At 63.1% G+C, this 22,188-nt stretch carries 24 protein-coding genes and 1 pseudogene; 18 read left to right on the forward strand and 7 right to left on the reverse strand.

Annotation, left to right across the window (positions count from 1 at the left end):
- From CAG41_RS20460 to ycaC, 5 genes are all read left to right on the forward strand, one after another.
- Positions 1 to 349: DUF6124 family protein (locus tag CAG41_RS20460; protein WP_085707404.1), on the forward strand; the 349-nt coding region annotated here is incomplete at its 5' end.
- Positions 350 to 563: 214 nt separating this feature from the next.
- A complete protein-coding gene (locus CAG41_RS20465; RefSeq protein ID WP_085695453.1) occupies positions 564 to 980 on the forward strand; it encodes a DoxX family protein in 417 nt (138 codons plus the stop codon).
- Complete coding sequence (locus CAG41_RS20470) at positions 973 to 1,599, forward strand: antibiotic biosynthesis monooxygenase (protein WP_085633792.1); 627 nt, start codon at positions 973 to 975, stop codon at positions 1,597 to 1,599. The genes CAG41_RS20465 and CAG41_RS20470 overlap by 8 nt, the downstream gene beginning before the upstream one ends.
- A 45-nt stretch (positions 1,600 to 1,644) precedes the next feature.
- The gene (locus CAG41_RS20475; RefSeq protein ID WP_085707405.1) at positions 1,645 to 3,483 is read left to right on the forward strand and encodes an amidohydrolase; all 1,839 of its coding nucleotides are present in this window, start codon (positions 1,645 to 1,647) and stop codon (positions 3,481 to 3,483) included.
- Between the two features lie 69 nt (positions 3,484 to 3,552).
- Entirely contained in the window at positions 3,553 to 4,179 is a 627-nt protein-coding gene (ycaC, locus tag CAG41_RS20480) for an isochorismate family cysteine hydrolase YcaC (protein WP_085586847.1), read from the forward strand.
- A 55-nt stretch (positions 4,180 to 4,234) separates the two neighbouring features.
- Here the strand turns inward: ycaC and CAG41_RS20485 are convergent, their stop codons facing one another.
- Positions 4,235 to 5,251, reverse strand: a complete 1,017-nt coding sequence (locus CAG41_RS20485) for an alpha/beta hydrolase (protein WP_085657019.1) — start codon at positions 5,249 to 5,251, stop codon at positions 4,235 to 4,237.
- A gap of 158 nt (positions 5,252 to 5,409) precedes the next feature.
- Between CAG41_RS20485 and CAG41_RS20490 the strand changes: the two genes are divergently transcribed.
- On the forward strand, positions 5,410 to 6,309 hold the full coding sequence (locus tag CAG41_RS20490; protein WP_085707406.1) for a LysR family transcriptional regulator: 900 nt from the start codon (positions 5,410 to 5,412) through the stop codon (positions 6,307 to 6,309).
- A gap of 271 nt (positions 6,310 to 6,580) precedes the next feature.
- Here the strand turns inward: CAG41_RS20490 and CAG41_RS28885 are convergent, their stop codons facing one another.
- Positions 6,581 to 7,111: a hypothetical protein gene (locus tag CAG41_RS28885; RefSeq protein ID WP_139834990.1), complete on the reverse strand. Its 531-nt coding sequence runs from the start codon at positions 7,109 to 7,111 to the stop codon at positions 6,581 to 6,583.
- A 289-nt stretch (positions 7,112 to 7,400) separates the two neighbouring features.
- On the opposite strand from CAG41_RS28885, the gene CAG41_RS20505 reads away from it, so the two are divergent.
- Positions 7,401 to 8,432: a GNAT family N-acetyltransferase gene (locus CAG41_RS20505; protein WP_085582334.1), complete on the forward strand. Its 1,032-nt coding sequence runs from the start codon at positions 7,401 to 7,403 to the stop codon at positions 8,430 to 8,432.
- Between the two features lie 98 nt (positions 8,433 to 8,530).
- Here CAG41_RS20505 and CAG41_RS20510 read toward each other — a convergent pair whose 3' ends face one another.
- Positions 8,531 to 9,448 carry a LysR family transcriptional regulator gene (locus tag CAG41_RS20510; protein WP_085582336.1) on the reverse strand — a complete coding sequence of 306 codons (918 nt, stop codon included), beginning with the start codon at positions 9,446 to 9,448 and terminating at the stop codon, positions 8,531 to 8,533.
- 139 nt (positions 9,449 to 9,587) lie between these two features.
- On the opposite strand from CAG41_RS20510, the gene CAG41_RS20515 reads away from it, so the two are divergent.
- The 7 genes from CAG41_RS20515 to CAG41_RS20545 all read left to right on the forward strand — a co-directional run bounded on the left by CAG41_RS20515 (position 9,588) and on the right by CAG41_RS20545 (position 15,799).
- Entirely contained in the window at positions 9,588 to 10,346 is a 759-nt protein-coding gene (locus CAG41_RS20515; protein ID WP_085582338.1) for a 5-oxoprolinase subunit PxpA, read from the forward strand.
- Positions 10,347 to 10,440: 94 nt separating this feature from the next.
- Positions 10,441 to 10,686 (forward strand): acetyl-CoA carboxylase, encoded by a 246-nt coding sequence (locus CAG41_RS20520; RefSeq protein ID WP_085582340.1) that lies wholly within the window; start codon positions 10,441 to 10,443, stop codon positions 10,684 to 10,686.
- A gap of 10 nt (positions 10,687 to 10,696) precedes the next feature.
- A complete protein-coding gene (locus tag CAG41_RS20525) occupies positions 10,697 to 12,070 on the forward strand; it encodes an acetyl-CoA carboxylase biotin carboxylase subunit (protein ID WP_085582342.1) in 1,374 nt (457 codons plus the stop codon).
- Complete coding sequence (locus CAG41_RS20530) at positions 12,067 to 12,939, forward strand: allophanate hydrolase subunit 1 (protein WP_085582344.1); 873 nt, start codon at positions 12,067 to 12,069, stop codon at positions 12,937 to 12,939. Before CAG41_RS20525 ends, CAG41_RS20530 begins: the two co-directional genes overlap by 4 nt.
- Positions 12,936 to 13,910 (forward strand): biotin-dependent carboxyltransferase family protein, encoded by a 975-nt coding sequence (locus tag CAG41_RS20535; RefSeq protein ID WP_085582346.1) that lies wholly within the window; start codon positions 12,936 to 12,938, stop codon positions 13,908 to 13,910. The genes CAG41_RS20530 and CAG41_RS20535 overlap by 4 nt, the downstream gene beginning before the upstream one ends.
- 111 nt (positions 13,911 to 14,021) lie before the next feature.
- Positions 14,022 to 15,344 carry a cytosine permease gene (locus tag CAG41_RS20540; RefSeq protein ID WP_085694178.1) on the forward strand — a complete coding sequence of 441 codons (1,323 nt, stop codon included), beginning with the start codon at positions 14,022 to 14,024 and terminating at the stop codon, positions 15,342 to 15,344.
- A 206-nt stretch (positions 15,345 to 15,550) separates the two neighbouring features.
- A complete protein-coding gene (locus CAG41_RS20545) occupies positions 15,551 to 15,799 on the forward strand; it encodes a hypothetical protein (protein WP_085582350.1) in 249 nt (82 codons plus the stop codon).
- Positions 15,800 to 15,835: 36 nt separating this feature from the next.
- Here the strand turns inward: CAG41_RS20545 and CAG41_RS20550 are convergent, their stop codons facing one another.
- Positions 15,836 to 16,726 (reverse strand): SDR family oxidoreductase, encoded by an 891-nt coding sequence (locus CAG41_RS20550; protein ID WP_085707408.1) that lies wholly within the window; start codon positions 16,724 to 16,726, stop codon positions 15,836 to 15,838.
- A 454-nt stretch (positions 16,727 to 17,180) separates the two neighbouring features.
- Here CAG41_RS20550 and CAG41_RS29205 point away from each other — a divergent pair, with 454 nt between their 5' ends.
- From CAG41_RS29205 to CAG41_RS28890, 3 genes and pseudogenes are all read left to right on the forward strand, one after another.
- Positions 17,181 to 17,564, forward strand: a complete 384-nt coding sequence (locus CAG41_RS29205) for a chemotaxis protein CheB (protein WP_371917484.1) — start codon at positions 17,181 to 17,183, stop codon at positions 17,562 to 17,564.
- Positions 17,539 to 17,658 (forward strand): hypothetical protein, encoded by a 120-nt coding sequence (locus CAG41_RS29210; RefSeq protein ID WP_371856118.1) that lies wholly within the window; start codon positions 17,539 to 17,541, stop codon positions 17,656 to 17,658. Before CAG41_RS29205 ends, CAG41_RS29210 begins: the two co-directional genes overlap by 26 nt.
- Positions 17,659 to 18,862: pseudogene (locus CAG41_RS28890) on the forward strand (ATP-binding protein); the annotation flags it as partial.
- Positions 18,863 to 18,881: 19 nt separating this feature from the next.
- On the opposite strand, the gene CAG41_RS20570 reads toward CAG41_RS28890, so the two are convergent.
- From CAG41_RS20570 to CAG41_RS20580, 3 genes are all read right to left on the reverse strand, one after another.
- Entirely contained in the window at positions 18,882 to 20,036 is a 1,155-nt protein-coding gene (locus tag CAG41_RS20570; protein ID WP_085582358.1) for a carboxylate-amine ligase, read from the reverse strand.
- A gap of 33 nt (positions 20,037 to 20,069) precedes the next feature.
- Complete coding sequence (locus CAG41_RS20575; protein WP_085582360.1) at positions 20,070 to 20,318, reverse strand: hypothetical protein; 249 nt, start codon at positions 20,316 to 20,318, stop codon at positions 20,070 to 20,072.
- Positions 20,319 to 20,404: 86 nt separating this feature from the next.
- Complete coding sequence (locus CAG41_RS20580) at positions 20,405 to 20,623, reverse strand: hypothetical protein (RefSeq protein WP_085582362.1); 219 nt, start codon at positions 20,621 to 20,623, stop codon at positions 20,405 to 20,407.
- A gap of 186 nt (positions 20,624 to 20,809) precedes the next feature.
- Between CAG41_RS20580 and CAG41_RS20585 the strand changes: the two genes are divergently transcribed.
- On the forward strand, positions 20,810 to 22,180 hold the full coding sequence (locus CAG41_RS20585) for an iron-containing redox enzyme family protein (protein ID WP_085582364.1): 1,371 nt from the start codon (positions 20,810 to 20,812) through the stop codon (positions 22,178 to 22,180).
- The last annotated feature ends 8 nt before the right edge of the window (positions 22,181 to 22,188 follow it).

The following is a 22,188-nucleotide window of genomic DNA, read 5'->3' on the forward strand; positions in this document are numbered from 1 at the left end:
ACCCGAAACCGACCCCACGTCCCCCTACGAATCCCCCGACTCGCGCAAGCTCAACGAAGCCGCCGAGCGCGCCCTCGACCATTACCTCAACCCGATGTTCGTCCCTGAACCCGCGCTCAAGATCAGCAAGCTCTACGCCATCGCCCCCGCCGCCGACAACGAGGAACTGCTGGCCGACGCCTGCGAGACCCTGACTTCGGCCAAGGTCATGGCCAACAACTTTGCGGGGCTGCTGGACGGCCAGCACCGGCACACGGCGCAGGGCATCGCGCAACTGATCATGCTCGGCGAACTGGCGGTGAACCGGGTGCTGGACAGCCTGGAGCTGAAGGCCGACGCGGCCCTTTGACCAGACGCAAAAACCTGTGGGAGCCAGCCTGCTGGCGATAGCAGTGGGTCAGTCGAATGTGATGCCGGCTGACACGCCGCCATCGCCAGCAGGCTGGCTCCTACAGGGCTGTGTGCGCAACACAGATGCGGTGGGCCAAGAGAGCACGTCCATTCAATTTTTCTTCATCCCGGCGGTTCATCATCCAGCCCAATGATTGATCAAGGGCTGTGCCATGAACGCTTCGCAACGGGATGAACAGGCGCAAAGCCTCGGCTTGCTGTTCCTGCGGACGGCCGGCGGGCTGTTCCTGCTGTGGGTGCACGGCTTGCCCAAGCTGCTGCACTTCAGCGAGCAGCTGCAGCTGATCGAAGACCCGTTCCGGCTCGGCCCCCACCTCACGCTGCTGCTGGCGATCTTCGCCGAAGTCGTCTGTCCGCTGCTGATCGTCGCCGGTGTCCTGGCGCGATTGGCCTGCTTGCCTATTCTGTTTGTGCTGCTGGTGGCGCTGCTGCTGGTGCACCCGCAATGGAGTGTGGCCGAGGGGCAGTTCGGCTGGCTGCTGCTGATCCTCTTTTCCACGGTGCTGATCGCCGGTCCCGGGCGGCTGGCGTTCGGTGCCCGTTTGTCCGGAGTGCTCCGTTATGCCTGAAACCCAATCCGCCAAGAAACCGGGCACCGATGAAGTGGTGACCCTGATCATCAAGCATCGGGTCAAGGCCGGTTTCGAACAGCCCTATGAGGCTTGGCTGCGCAACATCGTCAGCGTGGCGGGCCGCGAGGAAGGCCACCTGGGCGTGGACGTGATGCGCAGCCGCCAAGGGGGGCTTGCGCTGTTCACCTGCGTGCTGCGCTATTGCTCCACCGAAGCGATGCAGCGCTGGCTCGATTCGCCCCAGCGCCAGGCGCTGGTGGAGGAGGCCGCGCCGATGCTGGCCGACGGCGACCAGACCGAGGTCAACCCGGTCAACGAGTTCTGGTTCGCGCCGCTGGCCGACGCCGCTTCGCCGCCGCCGCGCTGGAAGCAGGCGGTGGTGACGCTGTTGGTGATTCTGCCGCACACCTTGCTGGTGCCGCTGATCTGGGGGCCGTTGCTCAAGCTCAACGCCTTTCTCTCCAACTACGTGGTGGCGACCTTCCTGATCACCCTGACCATCGTGCTGTCGGTGGTGTACGTGTGCATGCCCCGCGCCACGCGCCTGTTCGCGCCGTGGCTGGAAGCCGGCCGGGCTCACGGGCACCACGAATCCAACGCCAACCCGCCGCGCTGAGGCGGGCGGGTTCCGATCCGTTTCACTTATGTCGAAGGAACTGCGATGAACGCCGATCTGATTCTGTTCAATGGCCAATTTCATACCGTAGACCGGGAAAACCCACGGGCCAGCGCCGTGGCGATCAAGGACGGGCGCTTCGTCGCCGTCGGCACCGATGCCCAAGCCATGGCGCACAAAGGCGCGGGCACCCAAGTGGTGGACCTGAAGGGCCGCTGCGTGATTCCCGGCCTCAACGACTCGCACCTGCACCTGATCCGCGGCGGCCTGAACTACAACCTCGAACTGCGCTGGGAAGGCGTGCCGTCCCTGGCCGATGCGCTGCGCATGCTCAAGGAGCAGGCCGACCGCACGCCGACGCCGCAATGGGTGCGGGTGGTGGGCGGCTGGAACGAATTCCAGTTCGCCGAAAAGCGCATGCCGACCCTCGAAGAACTCAACCAGGCCGCCCCGGACACCCCGGTGTTCGTGCTGCACCTGTACGACCGTGCGCTGCTCAACCGCGCCGCGTTGCGTGTGGCCGGCTACACCCGTGACACGCCGAACCCGCCGGGCGGCGAGATCGTGCGCGACGCCAACGGCAACCCGACCGGCATGCTGGTGGCGCGGCCCAACGCGATGATCCTGTACTCGACCCTGGCCAAGGGGCCGAAGCTGCCGCTGGAGTACCAGGTCAACTCGACCCGTCAGTTCATGCGCGAGCTCAACCGCCTGGGCCTGACCAGCGCCATCGACGCCGGCGGCGGCTTCCAGAACTACCCCGACGACTATCAGGTGATCGAGCAACTGGCCAAGGACGGTCAACTGACCGTGCGCATCGCCTACAACCTGTTCACCCAGAAGCCGAAGGAAGAGCTCACCGACTTCAAGAACTGGACCGGCAGCGTCAAGCTGCACCAGGGCGATGACTTTTTGCGGCACAACGGCGCCGGCGAGATGCTGGTGTTCTCGGCGGCGGACTTCGAAGACTTCCTCGAACCGCGCCCGAACCTGCCGCAGACCATGGAGCAGGAACTGGAGCCGGTGGTGCGCCACCTGGTCGAGCAGCGCTGGCCGTTCCGGCTGCACGCCACCTACAACGAATCCATCAGCCGCATGCTGGACGTGTTCGAGAAGGTCAACCGCGACATCCCGTTCAACGGTCTGCCGTGGTTCTTCGACCATGCCGAAACTATCACCCCGCAGAACATCGAGCGGGTGAGGGCGCTGGGCGGCGGCATCGCGATCCAGGACCGCATGGCGTTCCAGGGCGAATACTTCGTCGACCGCTACGGCAAGCAGGCCGCCGAATCCACGCCGCCGATCAAGCGCATGCTGGCCGAAGGCGTTCCGGTGGGCGCCGGCACCGACGCGACGCGGGTGTCGAGCTACAACCCGTGGACCTCGCTGTACTGGATGGTCAGCGGCCGCACCGTCGGCGGGCTGGCGCTGTACGAAGAGGGCTTGCCCCGCGAGACCGCGCTGGAACTGTTCACCCACGGCAGCGCCTGGTTCTCCTCCGAGCAAGGCAAGAAGGGCCGGATCAAGGTCGGGCAACTGGCGGATCTGGCGGCCTTGAGCGCGGACTTCTTCAGCGTCGAGGAAGAGGCCATCAAGTGGATCGAATCGGTGCTGACCGTGGTCGGCGGCAAGATCGTCTACGGCGCCGGCGATTTCGACACGCTCGGTCCTGCCGGCCTGCCGGTGCTGCCGGACTGGTCGCCGGTGGCGAAGGTCCCCGGCCACTGGCGCCCGAACGCGCCGTTGCAGGCGCAGGTGCACCAGTGCAGCGGCCCGTGCGCCGTGCACACCCACAGCCATGAGAAGGCGCGGATGTCCAACGTGCCGGTCAGCGACTTCGCCGGCTTCTGGGGCGCGTTCGGCTGTTCCTGCTTCGCGTTCTGACCCTGACAACCCGGCGTCGGCCCGCAGGACCGGCGCTGCCCGCAACAACCATCCACCGAGGAGTTTCACATGAGCAACGTTCCCTACAAACGCCTGAACAAAGACGATGCCGTTGTGCTGCTGGTTGACCACCAGACCGGCCTGATCTCGCTGGTGCAGGATTTCTCGCCCAACGAGTTCAAGAACAACGTGCTGGCCCTGGGCGACATCGCCAAGTTCTTCAAGCTGCCGACCATCCTCACCACCAGCTTCGACAGCGGCCCGAACGGCCCGATCGTGCCGGAGCTCAAGGCGCAGTTCCCGGACGCGCCGTTCATCGCCCGTCCTGGCCAGATCAACGCCTGGGACAACGAAGACTTCGTCAAGGCGATCAAGGCCACCGGCCGCAAGCAACTGATCATCGCCGGCGTGGTGACCGACGTGTGCGTGGCGTTCCCGACCCTGTCGGCCATCGCTGAAGGCTTCGAAGTGTTCGTGGTGACCGACGCTTCCGGCACCTTCAACGAAACCGTGCAACAGGCCGCCTGGGCACGCATGTCGGCCGCCGGCGCGCACCTGCTGAACTGGTTCGCCGTGGCCTGCGAGCTGCAGGGCGACTGGCGCAACGACATGGAAGGCCTGGCCAACCTGCTGTCCGAGCGTCTGCCGAACTACCGCAACCTGATCAACAGCTACACCAAGTTCACCTCGAAGTAAGCGGCAACGAAAATGCCCGCCATTGGCGGGCATTTTTTTGCGTGATGAAAGGCTGTCAGTTCAGGTGGGTCTTGAGTTCCGCCGCAGCCTGGCGCACCGCCGCCTTGACTTCCGGGACCTGGCTCAGCGGGTTGAGCAGGCCGAAGTCGTGGATCATCCCGTTGTAGCGCACCGACGTCACCGGCACGCCGGCTGCATCCAGGTGACGGGCGTAGCCTTCGCCTTCGTCGCGCAGCACGTCGAATTCGGCGGTCTGCACCAGCGCGGCGGGCAGGCCCTTGAGCTGGTCGGCGCTGGCGTTGAGCGGCGAGGCATGGATCTGCGCACGCTCGGCCGGATTGGTGGTGTAGTTGTCCCAGAACCACTGCATCATGCCCTTGGTCAGGAAGTGGCCTTCGGCGAACTGGCGGTACGAGCCGTTATCGAACCCGGCATCGGTCACCGGCCACATCAGCAGTTGGAAGCGCAGGGCCGGGGTGTTCTGTTCCTTGGCCTTCAAAGCGACCACCGCCGCCATGTTGCCGCCGACGCTGTTGCCGGCCACCGCCAGGCGCTTGCCGTCCACGCCGATCTCCCGGCCGTGCTCGGCCACCCATTTCGTGGCGGCGTAGGCCTGGTTGATCGCGGTCGGGTAGTGGGCTTCCGGCGACGGCGTGTAGTCGACGTACACCGCGACGGCACCGGAGCCGACCACCAGGTCGCGGATCAGGCGCTGGTGGGTCGGGAAGTCGCCCAGCACCCAACCGCCGCCGTGGAAGAACATGAACACCGGCAAATCGCCTTTGGCCTGGGCCGGGCGCACCACCTTCAGGTTGATCGTCTGGCCGTCGGCCTTGATTGCCTTGTCGCTGACTTCAACGCCGGACAGGTCGACCTTCACCGACGCCTGGGCGCCGGTCAGCACCGCGCGGGCGTCTTTGGGGCTCAGTTGCTCCAGCGGCTTGCCGCCGCCGGCGGCGAGGGCGTCGAGGAACGCCTGGGTGTTGTGCTCGACACCGGGGCTGCCGGCGGCGAACGCGTTGCCGATGGACAGGGCGAGGAGGGAGGCGGTGAGGGTGTGCTTGAGGCTCATGGTCAATTCCTTTTTCAATCGTTGGCGTTTTCTGTTGTGGGATCGGGCTGCTGCGGCGCTGGGGTTCGACCTCAGCAACACCGTGGACACAGATTATTGAAGTGCCAGGAAGTGAAAAAGCGGCTATAAAGCGTTTGACTGTCCACCATGGAGTGACAATGAACCCCTTTGAAGACATGCGTATCTTTTGCCAGGTCATGGACTCCGGCAGCTTCACGGCGGCGGCCGATCAGTTGGGCCTGTCCAAGCAGTTCGTCAGCCGCCGGCTGATGCAGCTGGAGGAGCGCCTGGGCGTGCGCCTGCTCAACCGCTCGACCCGGCGCCTGGACGTCACGCCGCTGGGGCAAAGCTACTACGAATCGGCGCTGCGCCTGCTTGGCGAAGTGGAACAGGTCGAGCAAGGCATCGCCGGGCAGACCGCCGAACCGCGCGGCACCCTTCGCCTCAGCGCGCCGCTGTCGTTTGCCGTGGCGCATCTGGGGTGCCTGCTGCCGCAGTTCCTGCAGCGCTACCGGGAGGTCACGGTGGAGGTGGACCTGAGCGACCGACCGGTGGACCTGCTGGGCGAGGGCTACGACCTGGCGCTGCGCATCGGCGTGCTGGAGGACTCCACCCTGATCGCCCGGCGCATCGCGGCCATCGAGCGGGTGTACTGCGCCAGTCCCGCGTACCTGGCCGAACGCGGCACGCCGCTCAAGCCTGAAGACCTGCATGGCCACGATTGCCTTCCGTACGGCCATGGCCGTTCGGTGCAGTGGCGGTTCAACGCGGGGCCGGGCAAGCCGCTGCTGGTGAATGTGGCGGGGCGGATGCGGGTCAACAACGGTGAATTGCTGCGGGACGCGGCGGTGGCGGGGATGGGGATCACGTATCTGCCGACGTTCATCGTGGGCTCGGCGCTGAAGGACGGGCGGCTGGTGCCGGTGCTGGACGAGTTCCGGCCCGAGCCGCTGACGCTGTCGGCGGTGTACCCGCAGCACCGCCAGACATCGCGGCCGGTGCAGGCGCTGATCGAGTTCCTGCGCGAGCGGCTGGATCCGGCGCATTGCGTGCTGTGAGCGAGCGGTGATGCTGGATGGGCCGGCCTCATCGCTGGCAAGCCAGCTCCCACAGTGTTTGGGTTCAACCTCGTATTTGAGAGCGACTCGTAACCTGTGGGAGCTGGCTTGCCAGCGATGGCGGCGGGTCAGGCACCGGTGATGTTGGATGGGCTGGCCTCATCGCTTGCAGGCAAGCTCCCACAGGTTTTTGTGGTGGCTGCAGATTCTGCATGCACCCCACGCACTCTGTGGGAGCGGGCTTGCCCGCGATGGCGATGGTCAAGCCGGCTCAGTTGGCGCGTTTGTCGTCGCCGGGTTCGCCGCCGACGTGGACGCCACGGTCATCGCCGGGCTCTCCGGCAGCATGCAGGCCATGGTCATCGCCCACTTCACCGGCACGATGCACACCATGGTCATCGCCGACTTCGCCAGCGCGGTGCATGCCATGGTCATCACCGACTTCGCCGGCGCGGTGCACGCCGTGATCGTCGCCGGGTTCGGCGTGGGTGCCGCTGCGGCCGGAGGAGGCGGAGTCGCCCGAGTGGCCGGAGCCATGGTCGCTGCCGCTGTGGCCACTGTTGCCGCCACTGCCGCTGCCGCCATGACTGCCGCCGTTGCCGCTGCCGCCGCTTCCGCCATGGCCGCCACCGTTTCCGCCGCCATTGCCGCCACCGCCATTGCCGCCGTTTCCACCGCCACCGCCACCGCCACCATTGCCCCCGGCATAAACCGAACCAATCGGCGAGAGGTCGGCGGGCAGCAAAGCCGTGGCGCCAAACGCGAAAGCACAGACTGCTGCAACAACCAGGGTTTTCTTCATGATCGATACGCCTCCAGGGGCGGGGGTTGAGATCCCGGTCTGACTGCACTAAAGCCTCTTTGTTCGGGGCTTTCCGACGAAGTGAACTCGCTCAGGTGCCCACTTCGCTACTGCTTACACAGTGTTGACTTGAAAGGGGACGGCTCCATTCTCAGAAAATAGAGCCGTCCCCTTTTTACCCATTACTTTTTTTGGACTGTTCCGCCCGATAGCGTCCTGACTGTCCTTTTACTCCCACGCCCTTTGCTGCGAACATTTTTGCACTGACCCAGCCCTGGATAAGAAAAAGATGGATCTTGCTGTCGAGTTTCCCGAGTTCTTCCTGACCAATTGCACGCTGCGGCGGATTTATCGCAATGACGTCGAGGCGATTTTTGCCGGGCTTTCCAACCCCCAGGTAGTTGCCCACTACGGCGTGTCTTACGACAACCTCGAAGCGACGGACGAGCAGATGCGCTGGTATGACGCGCTGCTGGAAGAGCACCGGGGCATTTGGTGGGGCATTACCTTGCCGGGGCGTAACGAACTGGTGGGCGCCTGCGGTTTCAATGATTGGTCACACTCCGATCGCAGCCTGGAAATCGGCTATTGGCTGATGCCGGAACACTGGGGACGGGGGCTGATGCGAGACTGTCTGTCCACCATCCTCCGCTTTGCTCTGAGTCGCCTCGGCGTACACCGCATCCACGCAGATGTTGAGCCGGAGAACCTCGCCAGCACACGTTTGCTGGAGCGGCTCGGCTTCGTGTTGGAGGGAACCCTGCGGGATGTGGAATACAAGAACGGGCGCTTCCTCAGCCTGCACCAGTACAGCCTGCTGGCCACTGACCCGGCGGGGCGAGCTTTGCTGGAGGACGACACACCGACCCTTCGCCCCTCCCGGGGCGCTGATGCGCGGGCGCTCAGTGCTTTGGCTCAGCGCAGCAAGGCCCATTGGGGATACCCCGAAGCCTGGATGAAGGCATGGGAGGCCGCGCTGACGTTCCACCCCGGGCAAATGACCGGCCACTACGCGGTGCTGGTCGCAGTGGATGGCCGGCTACTGGGCTTTTATGGGCTTGAGAACGGCGAGGACGGCTGGCAGTTGGAACATTGCTGGGTCGACCCGCAGTCTATGGGAGGTGGTCACGGACGGCGCCTGGTGGGGCATGCTCTGGCTGTAGTGCGAGGGCTGGGTGTGAGCACTCTGGCGGTAGAGTCGGATCCGTCGGCTCGGGGCTTCTACGAGCTGCTCGGTGCACGGTATGTGCGCGATGTGCCACGTCCAGTATGTGGCGAGCCCCGGTATCTGCCGATCCTTAAGTGGGAGTTCAGTGACTAGACCTCATTGAAGAGTAACGGGTGCAGGTCGATGGGTTGCTGGCAGGCCACTCGCCGTTTGCTGCACCTTATCAAACACAACCATCGTCTCAACCTCTCTCACCGCCGCGCAGACAACTGCTGCGGCGCCAAAAACGCATCATGGAAATAATTGCGAAACGCATGCATCGCCGGGCTGAACGCCTGTTCGCGGTGCCACGCCAAGCCGACGCTCATCGGGGTGACTTTGTCGGTGATGGTCAGGGTTTCGATGCGTTTGCCTTCCAGCGACCAGGGGCGGTGCACCAGATCCGACAGGATCGCCACGCCGCTGCCGTTGGCGACCATGCTGCGCACGGCTTCCACTGAGCTGGTGCGGACGCGCACGTTGGGTTGTTGGCGGGCATTTTCCCAGTAGCGCATGGCGCTTTGTTCGGCCTCGTCGACGGTCAGCAGAATGAAGGGTTCTTTCGCCACATCGGCCAGGCTGACCGCCGAGCGTTCGCACAGGGGATGGTGGCTGGGCAACCATAACCGGCGTTCGGAATTGAAGAGTGTCTCCGAGACGATGTCCGGGTGGGTGAGGTTGGCGGTGAGCACCACGGCCATGTCAAAGCGGCCTTCGAGCAGGCCTTGTTCGATGGCTTGACGCTCCTGTTCGTGGACTTCGATGGTGACGTCGGGATGCCAGTGTTCCAGCCGTTGCAGATGGTGCGGCAGGAAGTAGCCGAACACCGTGTAGCTCGCTGCCAGGCGCAACACGCCACTGGCGCGGATGTCCGGCAGCGGGCTGTTCAAGGCGTCGTCGACGCTGCGCAGAATCACGTAGGCCCGGTTCAGAAAGTGCCGCCCGGCGTCGGTCAGGCTCATGCCTTGCGCCGAGCGCTGGAACAGCAACGTGCCGAGTAGGCCTTCCAGTTCCTTGATCGCCGTGGTCACCGCCGACTGGGAAATGTTCAGGTGAATCGCCGCCTGAGAGATCTGCCCGATCTCGGCGGTGGCGACGAAATAGCGCACTTGGCGCAAGGTCAGGGACATGGGCACTCCGGTCGACGAGGTCGCAGTTTCAGGCTATCTGTTTTTCAGAAGATGACCTATCTGTTAATAGATCTTCCCAAGGGGTGATCGAGAATCTACTTTGACCTGCATGAAGTCACAAGCGTCAGGAGTAAGCGTCATGCAAGCAGTAGATTTCAACTCGGACATGGGTGAAGGCTTTGGCCCATGGACCATCGGCGACGGTGTCGACAACGAACTGATGGGCTTTATCAGCTCGGCCAACATCGCCACCGGTTTTCATGCCGGCGACCCGGGCACCATGCGCCGCACCGTCGAACAGGCCAAGCGCCTGGGCGTGGCCATCGGCGCGCATCCGGGGTTTCGCGATCTGGTCGGTTTCGGCCGTCGGCACATCAACGCACCGGCTCAGGAACTGGTCGACGACATGCTCTACCAGTTGGGCGCCCTGCGTGAACTGGCTCGGGTTCAAGGCGTGGCGCTGCAACACATCAAACCCCACGGCGCGCTCTACATGCACCTGGCGCGGGACGAGGAGGCGGCGCGTCTGCTGGTGGAAAACCTGCAGCGCCTGGAGCCGGACTTGCTGCTGTATTGCATGCCGGATTCGGTGATCTGGCGGGTCGCCACAGAACTCGGCCAACCGGTGATCCGCGAGTTCTACGCCGACCGCGAATACGACCTCAGCGGCTCCATCGTCTTCACCCGCAACGTGCGTGCCTACGACCCGGAGCACGTCGCCGCGCGCGTGTTGCGCGCCTGTCAGCAAGGCGTGGTGCGCACGGTGGAGGGTGAAGACCTGGCCATCGAATTCGATTCCATCTGCCTGCACAGCGACACCCCGGGTGCCCTGGCGCTGGTCGAGGCCACGCGCAAGGCGCTCGACAACGCCGGGATCGAGGTGCGCGCACCACGCTGATCGCCCGCGAAAACACCTGGCACACAGACGCCAGCGTTGCCCCATCCATGGATTTTTTGCCTGCCTTTCTACAACTATTCCAAAAGGAACAGACATGGCCGAACACACTGTAATCACCCCGTTGCCCGGGACCTTCTATCGCAAAGCCACGCCGGAATCGGCGAACTACGTCGAGCCGGGCGCGCAGGTCAGCGCCGACACGGTGATCGGCCTGATCGAGGTCATGAAGCAGTTTTCCGAACTGACCGCCGGGACGGCCGGTCGCCTCAGCGCATTTCTGGTGGAAGACGGCGATCCGGTGGAACCGGGTCAAGTCATCGCAACGCTCGACGACGAGTGAGGGCGTGATCATGACCCAAGGTATTCATAAATTGTTGATCGCCAACCGTGGCGAAATTGCGGTGCGGATTATTCGCGCCGCCAGGGAGCTGGGGATTCCCACTGTGGCCGCGTGCAGTGAAGCGGACGTCGATTCCCTCGCCGCGCGCATGGCCGATGAGGTACACGTCCTCGGCCCGGCGCGCGCCGATAAAAGCTATCTGAATGTCGAAGCCTTGCTCGGTGCTTTGAAAGCCACAGGCGCCAACGCGGTACACCCCGGTTACGGCTTTCTCTCGGAGAACGCCGATTTTGCCGAAGCAGTGGTGGCGGCCGGGGCGATTTTTGTCGGGCCGAGCGCCGAAACGATCCGACGTATGGGCGATAAAGCCGAAGCCCGGCGCACCGCGCAAGCGGCGGGGGTGCCGGTGGTGCCGGGCTCACCGGGTGAGCTGTTTGACGTCGAATCGGCACTCAAGGCTGCCGAAACCGTTGGCTTCCCGCTGCTGATCAAAGCCTCGGCCGGTGGCGGCGGGCGGGGCATTCGCCTGGCGGAAAACGCTGCGCAGCTTGCCGAAGAGTTTCCCCGTTCCCAGCGCGAAGCCCAGGCTGCGTTCGGCAACGGCGCGGTGTACCTTGAGCGGTTTATCGGTCAGGCCCGGCACATTGAAGTGCAGGTGTTGGGCGACGGTCAGCACGCGGTGCATTTGTTCGAGCGTGAGTGCTCACTGCAACGTCGCCGGCAGAAAATTTTCGAGGAAGCGCCGTCGCCAGTGCTCAGCCAACAGCAACGCGAGATCCTCTGCGCGAGCGCCGTGCGCCTGACCGAGTCCTTGGCCTACAAGGGCGCCGGCACTCTGGAATACCTGTATGACGATGCGACCGGCGAGTTCTTCTTTATCGAGATGAATACGCGGATTCAGGTCGAGCACCCGGTCAGCGAGTTGATCACCGGCATCGATCTGGTCCAGGCCATGTTGCGCATTGCTGGCGGCGAACCGCTGGGTTTCAAGCAGAGTGACATTCAACTCAACGGCGCCGCGCTGCAAATGCGCTTGAACGCCGAAGATCCGCAGCGCGACTTCTTCCCGAGTCCCGGTCTGGTCGAGGAACTGATCTGGCCGCAGGGCGAAGGCATTCGTGTCGACACTCACCTGTATCAATACTACCGCGTGCCGCCTTACTATGACTCGTTGCTGGCCAAGTTGATCGTGCACGGTGCTGACCGCGCCGAAGCATTGCGTCGGGCGAGGGCAGCGGTGGAACAGACCACACTGTCCGGCATGGCCAACACCCTGACGCTGCACAGCGAATTGCTCGAGCAAGCGTGGCTGCACAGCGCCGATTTCCACACCGGCACCCTGGAAACCTGGCTGGCGGCGCGCCGCCGTGGAGGTCAAGCATGAGCACGCCAATCCGCTACAGCTTCGGTGCCGATGAGCATCTGTTTGCCGAAGTCAGCGACAGCATGTCCCTCGACGCGTTCTTCAAGGGGCTGGCCGTCACCCGCGCGGTGGAGCGTCTGGCGCTGGATGGCGTGCTTGATGTGTGCCTGGCCAACGCGTCGTTCCAGATCCGTTTCGACCCGGACCGCATCGCTCCGCACACCTTGCTGGAAGCGGTGAAAGGCGCCGAAGCCGAGGCCGTTTCCGAGCGTACGCTGCAGACACGGATCATCGAGGTTCCGGTGCTGTACAACGACCCCTGGACCCACGAAACCCTGATGCGTTTCCGCGACCGGCATCAGGACCCCAGCGCCACCGACCTTGAGTACGCCGCACGGATCAACGGTCTGGCGGACGTCGAGGCGTTCATCGCCGCCCACAGCGGCGCACCGTGGTTCGTCTCGATGGTCGGCTTCGTGGCCGGGCTGCCGTTCATGTTCCAGATGGTGGAGCGCGAGCGCCAGTTGCAGGTGCCGAAGTACCTGCGGCCACGCACCGACACACCGAAGCTGACCCTCGGCCATGGCGGATGCTTCGGCTGCATCTACTCGGTGCGCGGTGCCGGTGGTTATCAGATGTTCGGCGTCACGCCGGCACCGATCTACGACCCGCATCAGACCCTCGCGTACTTGAAGGAACACATGGTGTTTTTCCGCCCGGGGGACATCGTTCAGTTCAAGCCGATCGACCGTGACGCCTACGACCGCGCGGTCGCTGAAGTGGACGCCGGGCGCTTCGATCTGCGGATTCGTCCGGTGGAGTTTTCCCTGGACGCGTTCCTCGCCGACCCGATCGGCTATCCCAAGTCGTTGCAGGAGGTGCTGGCATGATCAAGGTACTCAAACCCGGCCTGGCGACTTCGGTGCAGGATCAGGGGCGCGAAGGCTATTACCACCTGGGCATCCCGCCTTCGGGGGCGCTCGATCAATACGCCTTGAGCGCGGCCAACCAACTGGTCGGCAACCCCGCGAGCCTGGCTGCGCTGGAGTGCACGTTGCTCGGGCCTGAGTTGGAGTTTCAGCAGGACGCGCTGGTGGCGGTCTGCGGTGCGCACATGACGGCGCGTGTCGACGGTGTGGAAATGCACCATGACACGGCGTTCGAGGTGAAGGCCGGGCAGGTGCTGCGTTTCGATTTTCCGAAGGCCGGCGCCCGGGCTTATCTGGCGGTGGCGGGCGGCATCGATGTGCCGGTGGTGCTCGGCAGTCGTTCGACCTATGCGTTGGGTGGGCTGGGTGGCTTTGCGGGACGCCGACTGGTCGCCGGCGACGAATTGCCGATCGGCACCGCCAGCGGCAAGGGCCGAGCCGGGGCCAGCCTGCCCATGGCGCTGCGCCAATCGCTGGGCGGCGAAATCACCCTGCGCGTCGTGCCGGGGCTGTATTACGAGCGCCTGAGTGACGCCGCGGCGAAGAGCTTTTTCGCCGAGCCATGGACGGTGGGCTCGGAGGCCGACCGCATCGGCTATCGCTTCAAGGGCGGCAGTGCGCTGAGCTTCCAGCCCCGCGAACAGCCGTTCGGCGCCGGCTCCGATCCGTCGAACATCGTCGACAGTTGCTACCCGATCGGTTCTATCCAGGTGCCGGCCGGGCTTGAGCCGATTGTCCTGCACCGCGACGCGGTGTCCGGTGGCGGCTACGCGATGATCGGCACGGTGATCAGCGCCGACCTCGACTTGATCGGCCAGATGCAACCCAACCAGAAGGCCCGCTTTGTCGCGGTGACCCTCGAAGAGGCGCTGGAAGCGCGACGTTCCTATAAGAAAAAACTCAGCTGCCTGAGCAAGCTGTTCCCTTCCTGATTCTGCCCGCCGCATCGCGCGGGCCCTGCCAAACGGTGAGCCAACGCCGCACTCTGGTGCGGTGACGGCTGCCCGCGCTTCAACCTTTGACTGGTTCTGGAGTTCACGCATATGGCCGCTTTATCGCAATCGAGTCAAACCGGGCAAGACCCGGCCCATCATCCCGTGCCGGCCGAAGCGCGCATGGGGCGACTGTCGCTGACCATGGCCTGGTGGGCGGTGTGCAGCGCGATGTTCTACATCGTCGTCGGCGCGTCGCTGGCGCTGTCGTTCGGTGCGCGCAATGCGCTGATCGGCATGGTGCTGTCGGTGATCAGCTACGGCTTGGTCAACAGTGTGCTCAGCCGTTTCGCGATCCGCAGCGGCTTGTCGGTGGCCTTGTTCTCGCGGCTGTTGTTCGGCAGCACCGGCGCCAGCCTGGCGACGCTGATCTTCTTTTCCACGGCGATCTACTACGCGGTGTTCGAAGGCTCGGTGATCGCCGTGGCGCTCAATCACCTGTATCCGCAACTGATCTATCCGCTGGCGGCCCTGGCCGTGGTGCTCTACAGCGTGCCGATGATCCTCGGCAGCGTGCAGCACTGGCTCGACAAGCTTAACGGCGTCTTGCTGCCCGTGTATCTCGGCGGTCTGCTGGTGGCGGTGGGGCTGTCGGTCAGCCGTTATGGCTACCAGCCGCAATGGCTGGATTTCGGCCCGGCTACCCCCGACGCGTTCGGCTGGTGGCACTGCTTCGTCGCCTACATGGGCGTCTGGATCCTGATGCTGTTCACCTTCGACTACGCGCGTTTCGGCCAACCTGAAGACGCCGACTACCACGGCCGCTGGAACTTCGGCATGCCGTTCTACGTGGTGACGTTCTTGCTCAACGGCGCGGCGGGGATCTACCTGGTCAGCAGCATTCCCCATGACGGCGCGCTGAACGAAGTCTCGGTGGTGATGGCGATCCTGCAGTTGATGGGCCTGTGGGGGCTGCTGTTCGTCTGGGCCACGCAAACCCGCATCAACACCGCCAACTACTACCTGGCCACGTTGAACATGCAGGCGTTCTTCGGCCGTTTCGGCGTGCGCGGTTCGTACCTGATGTGGGCGTTGGTGGTCGGGGTGGTCGTCTACGGGCTGATGCTGGCGGACGTGTTCGCCTACCTTCTCAAGGCGTTGGCCTATCAGGGGATTTTCGTGGTGGCTTGGGTCGGTGTGGCACTGGCGCAGATTCTCTGCGGACGCAATGATGCGGCGGCGCTGGAGCGAGTGGCGGCATTCAATCCGGTCGGGTTGAGCGCCTGGTTCGGCGCGACGGCGCTGGGGCTGGCGTTGATGTTTGCCGGTGGTGGACTGAGCAGTTTTTCCGCGCCGGCGACGGTGGTGGTGGCGTTTGCTCTGCAGGTGGGGTTGGCCCGGCGAGGCCGATTGCGGCTAGGGCTGGCGGAGTAGTGTTTTGCAGTCAGTTATCGCTTAACCGCGTGTTCCACAAACGAGAAGACGCAAGTCACTGGGCGCTGGCGCGACTTCACTTCACCGAGGGCAAAGGTGTCCAGTGGAAGTTTTTGTCCCGGTAGATTCTCTGGCATCCGGGGGAACGTAAGGGCGCCGGGTCACTCACAGATAATGTTGGTTTGCGATCGATAAAGGCAGAAGAAATGGCGCAACTGATTGATCTACTGCAATGGCCGGCCATGTTGCTCACCGTCGCAGCGGCCTGGTGCACCGGCTCGCGTCAGTCAGGATATCGGCGAATGGGCTTTTGCTTCTTCATCGGCAGCAATGTGTTGTGGGTGGTATGGGGCTGGCAGGTCGACGCATGGGCTTTGATCGTGCTGCAGTTCTGTCTATGCGCCATGAATCTGCGAGGCTGGAAAAAAAATACCCCAGGGAAGAACCCTGCCTGAGCCGGTTCAGCTCAGGCAGGCGCCGTGTCCGATGAACTACGGCGTGGGGTCGCCACCGGTGACGCCGAAGGTTTCACCTGTGATGTAGCTGGACTCCTGTGAGGCCAGCAATACGTACAAAGGTGCGCACTCGGCGGGTTGTCCTGGGCGTTTCATCGGTGTGTGTTCACCGAAATGCGGGATCTTTTCCGGAGGCTGGCCACCGCTCGGTTGCAGAACGGTCCAGATGGGCCCGGGCGCAACGGCGTTGACGCGTACGCCCTGATCGATCACTTGTTCGGACAGCGCTTTGGTGAAGGCAACGATAGCGGCCTTGATCGTCGCATAATCGAGCAGGGTCGCCGACGGATCGTAGGACTGGATCGAGGCGGTATTGATGATGGTTGCGCCCGCAGGCAAAAGAGGCAATGCCGCTTGGCACAGCCAGAACAACGCGTAGACATTGGTCTTGAACGTTGCGTCGAACTGTTCGGTACTGATTTCGTTGATGTTTTTTCTAGCGACTTGCTTGCCGGCAATATTGACCAGGATATCCAGACCGCCGAGCTGTTCGTGCGCTTGGCGAACCAGGGAGCGACAGAATGCTTCCTCCGTGATGTCGCCAGGCAGGGCAATGGCCTTGCGCCCCTCGGCTTCGATCAGGCCGACTGCCTGTCGAGCATCCGGTTCTTCGACCGGTAGATAATTGAGGGCGATATCTGCACCTTCCCGGGCAAAGGCAATCGCCACCGCACGGCCGATGCCGGAGTCGGCCCCCGTGATCAGGGCCTTGCGGCCTTTCAGCCGGCCAAAGCCTACATAGCTTTTTTCGCCATGATCCGGCTCTGGACGCATGTCGCTGTCCAGCCCTGGGGCCTCTTGGGTCTGGGCCGCAAACCCCGGTCGCGGATATTGAGTTTGTGGATGCTGCATCTCGTATTGGTTCATGGGTCACTCCAAAAAGAACAGGAAGAATTCCCGCTACGTGAACGTTGGAAGGGGTGCCCCAAAGAAAGGTTTATTTTCATTGTTTTTTGATGCGACGAACGGGCGCACAGTTGACGGATGAATCGCGAAAGGCCCCGCGTTTGCGGCGCAACAGCGATAAAACTGACGGCTTGGACGGTCAAAATGTGAAGCAAGACGATGTATTCAAAATCTTTCTGTCCTGCGGGCCCCATGACTTTTACAATCCTGCCAATTGAGTGAGCACGTCGCCCAAACGCAAAGGAATACAAGATGAAGTCGACTCCGAAACGCCCCAGCTCCCTGCCGCAACGGGAAGGCGTTACACCTAGTCATTTGTCGTTCCCGGTCGTTGGAATCGGCGCTTCGGCGGGCGCCCTCAATGCATTGAAAATCTTCTTCGAACAGATGCCTGCCGACAGCGGTGGGTAGCCACGTGGCGATTGACCTGTTTTTCCGTGATCTGGCTGATGCGCACAAGGAACATGCCTTCTGCATCGTGCTGTCCGGGTCCGGCAGCGACGGTGCCGTCGGACTGTCGCGGATCAAGGAACAGGGTGGCGTGACCCTTGTGCAGACACCGTCGGACGCCGAGTTCGACGGCATGCCGCTGGCGGCCATCGCGACATCGATGGTGGACGTCGTGCTGCCCGTCGCCGAGATACCCCAGAAGATCCTCGAACTGTGGCGCAACTCGCAAACCATAACGCTGCCCGCACCGCATGACATGCCGACAGACACCCCCCGGAAAAGAGCAGGCGGTCGCCGAGCAAACGCTGCAGGATATCCTGCTGTTGCTGCGCAACCGCACGGGGCATGACTTCAAGCACTATAAGCGCGCCACAGTGCTGCGGCGCATCGAGCGGCGCCTGCAAGTGACCGCGCAACCGGATCTGCCGACGTATTTCAGTTAACGCCTCAACTACCCGCAGCTGGCGGACGACGCGACCTCGGTGTTCGAGTCGCTGAACATGATGGAGCGAGAGGTCAGCAGCATCGATCACCGTTGGTACATCGCGCGCCTGTTGCCTTACCGGTCCAGCGAAAACCACATCGACGGCACGGTGCTCACGTTCATCGATATCACCAAGCACCGAGAGGCCGAAGAAGACCTGCGGCTGGGCCAGGAACGCATGAGGCTGGTGGCCGAGAGCACGCACGACTTCGCGATCATCATTCTCGATGAGCAGGGCCTGATCACTGACTGGAACACCGGTGCCGAGCTGATTTTCGGTTACAAGAGCACTGAGGTCATCGGCGTCTATTACGACCTGCTGTTTTCGTCGGAAGACCGCAAAGCCGGGGTTCCCGAGAATGAATTGCGTCAGGCCCGCGAGCACGGGCGATCCTACGCGGCTGGAGCAGATCATCTGGAATCTGGTGCACAATGCGCTGAAGTTCACCTCGCAGAACGCCCGTATCCAGATCATCCTGGGTGTCAACGACGGCCACGCGCGGCTGCAGATCATCGACAACGGCATCGGGCTCGCGCCGACGGACATCGAACATGTCTTCGACCTGTTCAAGCAGGCCAAGCCGAGAACGGGCACCCATCAGCGCGATGGCTTGTGCATCGGCCTTTCGCTGGTTCGCCAACTCGTGCAGGCCCATGAAGGCTCGGTCAGCGTCAAATCGGCGGGGCTGGGCCACGGTTGCGCGTTCACCGTCTTGATTCCGCTGTCGGACCAGACGATGGATGTCGATCAGAATGAACCCAAGGCCGAGCAGAAAGGGCGGCTCAAGGGGCTCAAAGTGCTGCTGGTGGACGACTCCCCGGAAGTCGTCGATGTCATGCGCATGTTGCTTGAGATGGAGGATGCGCGGGTCAACTCTTTCAGCGAACCCTTGCTGGCCCTGCGCAACGCCACGGATGAGCACTATGACGTCATTTTGTCCGACATCGGCATGCCGGTCATGGATGGGCATGAGTTGATCCAGGCGTTGCGTCAGACCAAATTGCACAAGTTCACCCCCGCGATCGCTTTGACCGGGTACGGCGTTGCGGCGCAAGTGCAGAAAGCCAAGACAGCGGGTTTCGATCGGCATTTGAGCAAGCCGGTGCAATATGAAGCGTTGGTGGAAGCCATCGAGGAACTGTGCAGCAGCATGTTGAAATGAGTGTGGCTGGCGTGTCTCTTCAGCGGCAAGGCTTGCGGGGGACGAGCGCCGATGCGCCCCTTGTCTCCTGGAGCAAGTGATCCACCACTTGCGCCAGCGCGAGCGGCGTCGGCAGCCTGTCGCTCAGCGCCTGTCGGAAGACCTTCCGTTGGCGGTCCGCACTCGTGCCGGCGGCGACCATCTCGCGCGCCTGATCGAAGAGGTCAGGCATCTGCAGGCGCTCAGCGGTCGCGCCCATGACGTGTTCGGCCTGTTCCAGCCACTGCCCGATGGAAACAGTCCGCTCGTGGCCTTCGACGAGAAACGCGCCCAGCAGGCCCGAGCGTTTTGCTCTCCAGCGGTTTTCCTCAAGCAGGATCCGTGAGGTCGGTGTGTACGAAGTGCCTGGTCGTTCCTGCTCCAGGGCGTGGGCGACCAGCAAACGATAGAGAGAGGCGAGTGTGAGGGCGTCGGCCAGGCAGGGGCACGCGTCGGTCATGCGCAACTCCAGCGTGGGGTACCTGGCGCACGGGCGTATCGCCCACCAGCACTCGCTGGGCCGTTCGATGACGCCTGTGCGCGAGAGCAAGGCGATGTGGGCATCGTAATCGTCCTGCCCGGCAAACAGCGGCGGGATGCCCATGCGCGGCCATTCATCGCACAGCGTCTGGCGGAAACTCATGTAGCCGCTGTCCGCGCCGTCCCAGAACGGTGACGAACAGCTCAAGGCCAGCAGCAGCGGCGTCCAAGGCAAGACTTCATTCATGACGCGTATCCGGTCGACGTGACCAGGCACCTCGACATGCACATGCAGCCCCGATAAAACACTACGTCGCGCAACATGGGCGTATCGGCGGAAGATCTGCCGGAAGTGTTCTTCATCGGTCGCCGTTTGCCCGCGCCAATCGGCGAGCGGGTGACTGCCGGCGCTGATGGCGCCCAATCCATACGGCAACAGGCTGCTGATCAAGGTCTCGCGGGCGCCGGCAAGGTAATCCGTCGCCTGGCCCAACGTATTGAACGTCGGCGAGGCGACCTCGATTTGTCCCTGGAACATCTCGAACGCGAAGTGTTCGCCGAGCGCGTCCCGGCATGCCTGGACTGCCTCACGGCATGGCTGGCCCACCATGGCGCGGGACGCGAGGTCAGTGATGAAATACTCCTCTTCGATGCCGAATCGCGGGCCTTCGCTCATGACCATGCTCCTCGCGGTACGCCAATCGGGTGCCTAGCGGTAATCGTCACCGGCGATCGCACGCAGGTACGCCTGATCGGCTTCGATGCGCAGGTCTCGCCATTCTTCCCAGCTCACGATTTGCCGACGGTGCATCTCATCGCACTGGCGCAACAACTCATCGTGGTAGTCATTCGGGCAGTCCATGCGCAATGCCTGGTTGTCCAGTGCGCGGTGCCAGCGGTCGAGTGCCTGAAGCTTCATCTCTTGTGTGGCGGTCAGCTGGTGGTTGAAGGCGTGCATGGCGAAGCTCTTCCACGGGGCGTTTCAACGTTGAGCACCGGCCTCGCCATGGGGTTCAGTGAATCCGACAAAGGGCTGCCGACCGTTCAGCCTTTGCTGTGTTCCGGTGAAGAAGGGCCTTTGGTGACACCTCGGGGGCCGGAGATGCCCCAGATGACCGCCCCCAAGATCGGCAGCAGCACAAGCGCCGACCACCAGACCTTGCTCAGCGTATGGCCGTCGCTTCTGAACACGCTATTGATGATCCACAGATCGAGCAGAAGGACGATCACTGCGCCGCCGATCAGAAAGTATGTGGTTTCCATGATGCACCTCCATCGGTTGTAGAGGTTTTGGGTGAGACGGCGAACGAAGGTTCAGCCGCAATGACTGCCGGACGCGATCGTTCGGTGTGCCGTTGCCGCTCATGCAAATAAAAGGAATTTTCCCTGTCGCATTTTCTCTTTTGTTTAAGACGTTCGATCTGCAGCCTTCCCAGGGGAAACAGCTCCATGACATCGATAGAGTGCCTGAGCACCGTGCCTGCCGCGCTTCACGAGAGGCCGAACCGTCCGAACCATGAGATCTACGCAAGACTGCTCACGGACGACCCCGAGGCGGGCGCCATCGCCCAAGCCTTTTTGCAGCCGCATTTGGCGGCGGCCGGCGACATGGCCGATGAGTTGCCGGCCGATCCCGAGCAACTCCTTCACTGGTCGCAGGCCCGCTGCGCCGCCGTCGCGGCGCAGTACGCGAGTTATCTGGCGTCCCGGCAGGCCGGAGAAGGGCGCCGCTACTTTCGGAACACCGCCCATGCCTTGTACTTTCTGCAGCATGTCGGGCCGACCAAGGCCGTTGATGGCGCCTGGTTGGCGGGGGTGCTGCACCATTGGCAAGACGTCCGTTTCGATCACTTGCAAGCGATCTATCTTGAGGAACTGGGCGAGGGCGTGCCCAGGCAGAACCATGTGCTGATCTATCGCCAGCTGTTGGCTGAGCACGGTTGTGACGACCTGTCCGACCTTGGCGACGAATACTATCTGCAAGGTGCGATACAGCTGGCGTTGGGGCATGGCTGCGACGCGTTGTTGCCTGAGGTCATCGGTTACAACCTGGGTTACGAGCAATTGCCGCTGCATCTGTTGATCAGCGCTTATGAGCTGCGCGAGCTCGGTATCGACCCGCATTACTTTCGCCTGCATGTGACCATCGACAACGCCAGCACCGGGCACGCCCGCCGCGCCGTGAAGGCTCTGCAGGACTTGCTGCCGGCGGGGGAGCAGCGGGCCGCCTTCTATCGGCGCATGAAATCGGGCTATCGGCTGAACGACCTCGGGCCCGGTTCCACGGCGGTGATCCAGGCATTCGACTTGAAGCGCGAGGCCCTGGCGATGCTGGAGCGCAAAGCCGTGTTCGGGCGACACATGCATTCCGATTACTGTCGGATCGAAAACCGCACCATCAACCAATGGCTGGCGACGCCGGGCCAGATGGAAGCCTTTCTCGATGCGTTGATCCGCAAAGGTTGGATCAAGCGCGGCGAGGATCCGACCCAAAGCCGCTTCTGGCGACTCATCGACGGCAGCCCGGCGGTGATGTTCGGCGTGTTCAGCGTCTACGAAAAACAGCTGTTGCATGATTGGATCGCCGACGGCTGGCAGGACGGCAACCCGCGCGCCGGAGGGGCGCGCAACCCTACCGGTGAGGACATCGGCCAGGTCAGCGACAGCGAGACCCTTACCCTGCACAAGACCCTGCAAGCGCAATCGCCGCTTGAACAGATGAACACGTTGATCCCCTGGCTGGCGCCGCAACGTCACTGGCGCCCGGCAGGGCTATTCGCCACCCGCCGATTCATGCAGCTGCGCAAAGCCTTGCGCTGAACATTCAG

This window comes from Pseudomonas sp. B35(2017) (assembly GCF_002113645.1).
Lineage (GTDB): Bacteria > Pseudomonadota > Gammaproteobacteria > Pseudomonadales > Pseudomonadaceae > Aquipseudomonas > Aquipseudomonas ekonensis.

Coding starts and splice junctions, on each gene's coding strand:
- CAG41_RS20465 (WP_085695453.1), top strand. CDS start 564: ATGAACGCTTCGCAACGGGATGAACAGGCGCAAAGCCTCGGCTTGCTG.
- CAG41_RS20470 (WP_085633792.1), top strand. CDS start 973: ATGCCTGAAACCCAATCCGCCAAGAAACCGGGCACCGATGAAGTGGTG.
- CAG41_RS20475 (WP_085707405.1), top strand. CDS start 1,645: ATGAACGCCGATCTGATTCTGTTCAATGGCCAATTTCATACCGTAGAC.
- ycaC (WP_085586847.1), top strand. CDS start 3,553: ATGAGCAACGTTCCCTACAAACGCCTGAACAAAGACGATGCCGTTGTG.
- CAG41_RS20485 (WP_085657019.1), bottom strand. CDS start 5,251: ATGAGCCTCAAGCACACCCTCACCGCCTCCCTCCTCGCCCTGTCCATC.
- CAG41_RS20490 (WP_085707406.1), top strand. CDS start 5,410: ATGAACCCCTTTGAAGACATGCGTATCTTTTGCCAGGTCATGGACTCC.
- CAG41_RS28885 (WP_139834990.1), bottom strand. CDS start 7,111: ATGAAGAAAACCCTGGTTGTTGCAGCAGTCTGTGCTTTCGCGTTTGGC.
- CAG41_RS20505 (WP_085582334.1), top strand. CDS start 7,401: ATGGATCTTGCTGTCGAGTTTCCCGAGTTCTTCCTGACCAATTGCACG.
- CAG41_RS20510 (WP_085582336.1), bottom strand. CDS start 9,448: ATGTCCCTGACCTTGCGCCAAGTGCGCTATTTCGTCGCCACCGCCGAG.
- CAG41_RS20515 (WP_085582338.1), top strand. CDS start 9,588: ATGCAAGCAGTAGATTTCAACTCGGACATGGGTGAAGGCTTTGGCCCA.
- CAG41_RS20520 (WP_085582340.1), top strand. CDS start 10,441: ATGGCCGAACACACTGTAATCACCCCGTTGCCCGGGACCTTCTATCGC.
- CAG41_RS20525 (WP_085582342.1), top strand. CDS start 10,697: ATGACCCAAGGTATTCATAAATTGTTGATCGCCAACCGTGGCGAAATT.
- CAG41_RS20530 (WP_085582344.1), top strand. CDS start 12,067: ATGAGCACGCCAATCCGCTACAGCTTCGGTGCCGATGAGCATCTGTTT.
- CAG41_RS20535 (WP_085582346.1), top strand. CDS start 12,936: ATGATCAAGGTACTCAAACCCGGCCTGGCGACTTCGGTGCAGGATCAG.
- CAG41_RS20540 (WP_085694178.1), top strand. CDS start 14,022: ATGGCCGCTTTATCGCAATCGAGTCAAACCGGGCAAGACCCGGCCCAT.
- CAG41_RS20545 (WP_085582350.1), top strand. CDS start 15,551: ATGGCGCAACTGATTGATCTACTGCAATGGCCGGCCATGTTGCTCACC.
- CAG41_RS20550 (WP_085707408.1), bottom strand. CDS start 16,726: ATGAACCAATACGAGATGCAGCATCCACAAACTCAATATCCGCGACCG.
- CAG41_RS20570 (WP_085582358.1), bottom strand. CDS start 20,036: ATGAGCGAAGGCCCGCGATTCGGCATCGAAGAGGAGTATTTCATCACT.
- CAG41_RS20575 (WP_085582360.1), bottom strand. CDS start 20,318: ATGCACGCCTTCAACCACCAGCTGACCGCCACACAAGAGATGAAGCTT.
- CAG41_RS20580 (WP_085582362.1), bottom strand. CDS start 20,623: ATGGAAACCACATACTTTCTGATCGGCGGCGCAGTGATCGTCCTTCTG.
- CAG41_RS20585 (WP_085582364.1), top strand. CDS start 20,810: ATGACATCGATAGAGTGCCTGAGCACCGTGCCTGCCGCGCTTCACGAG.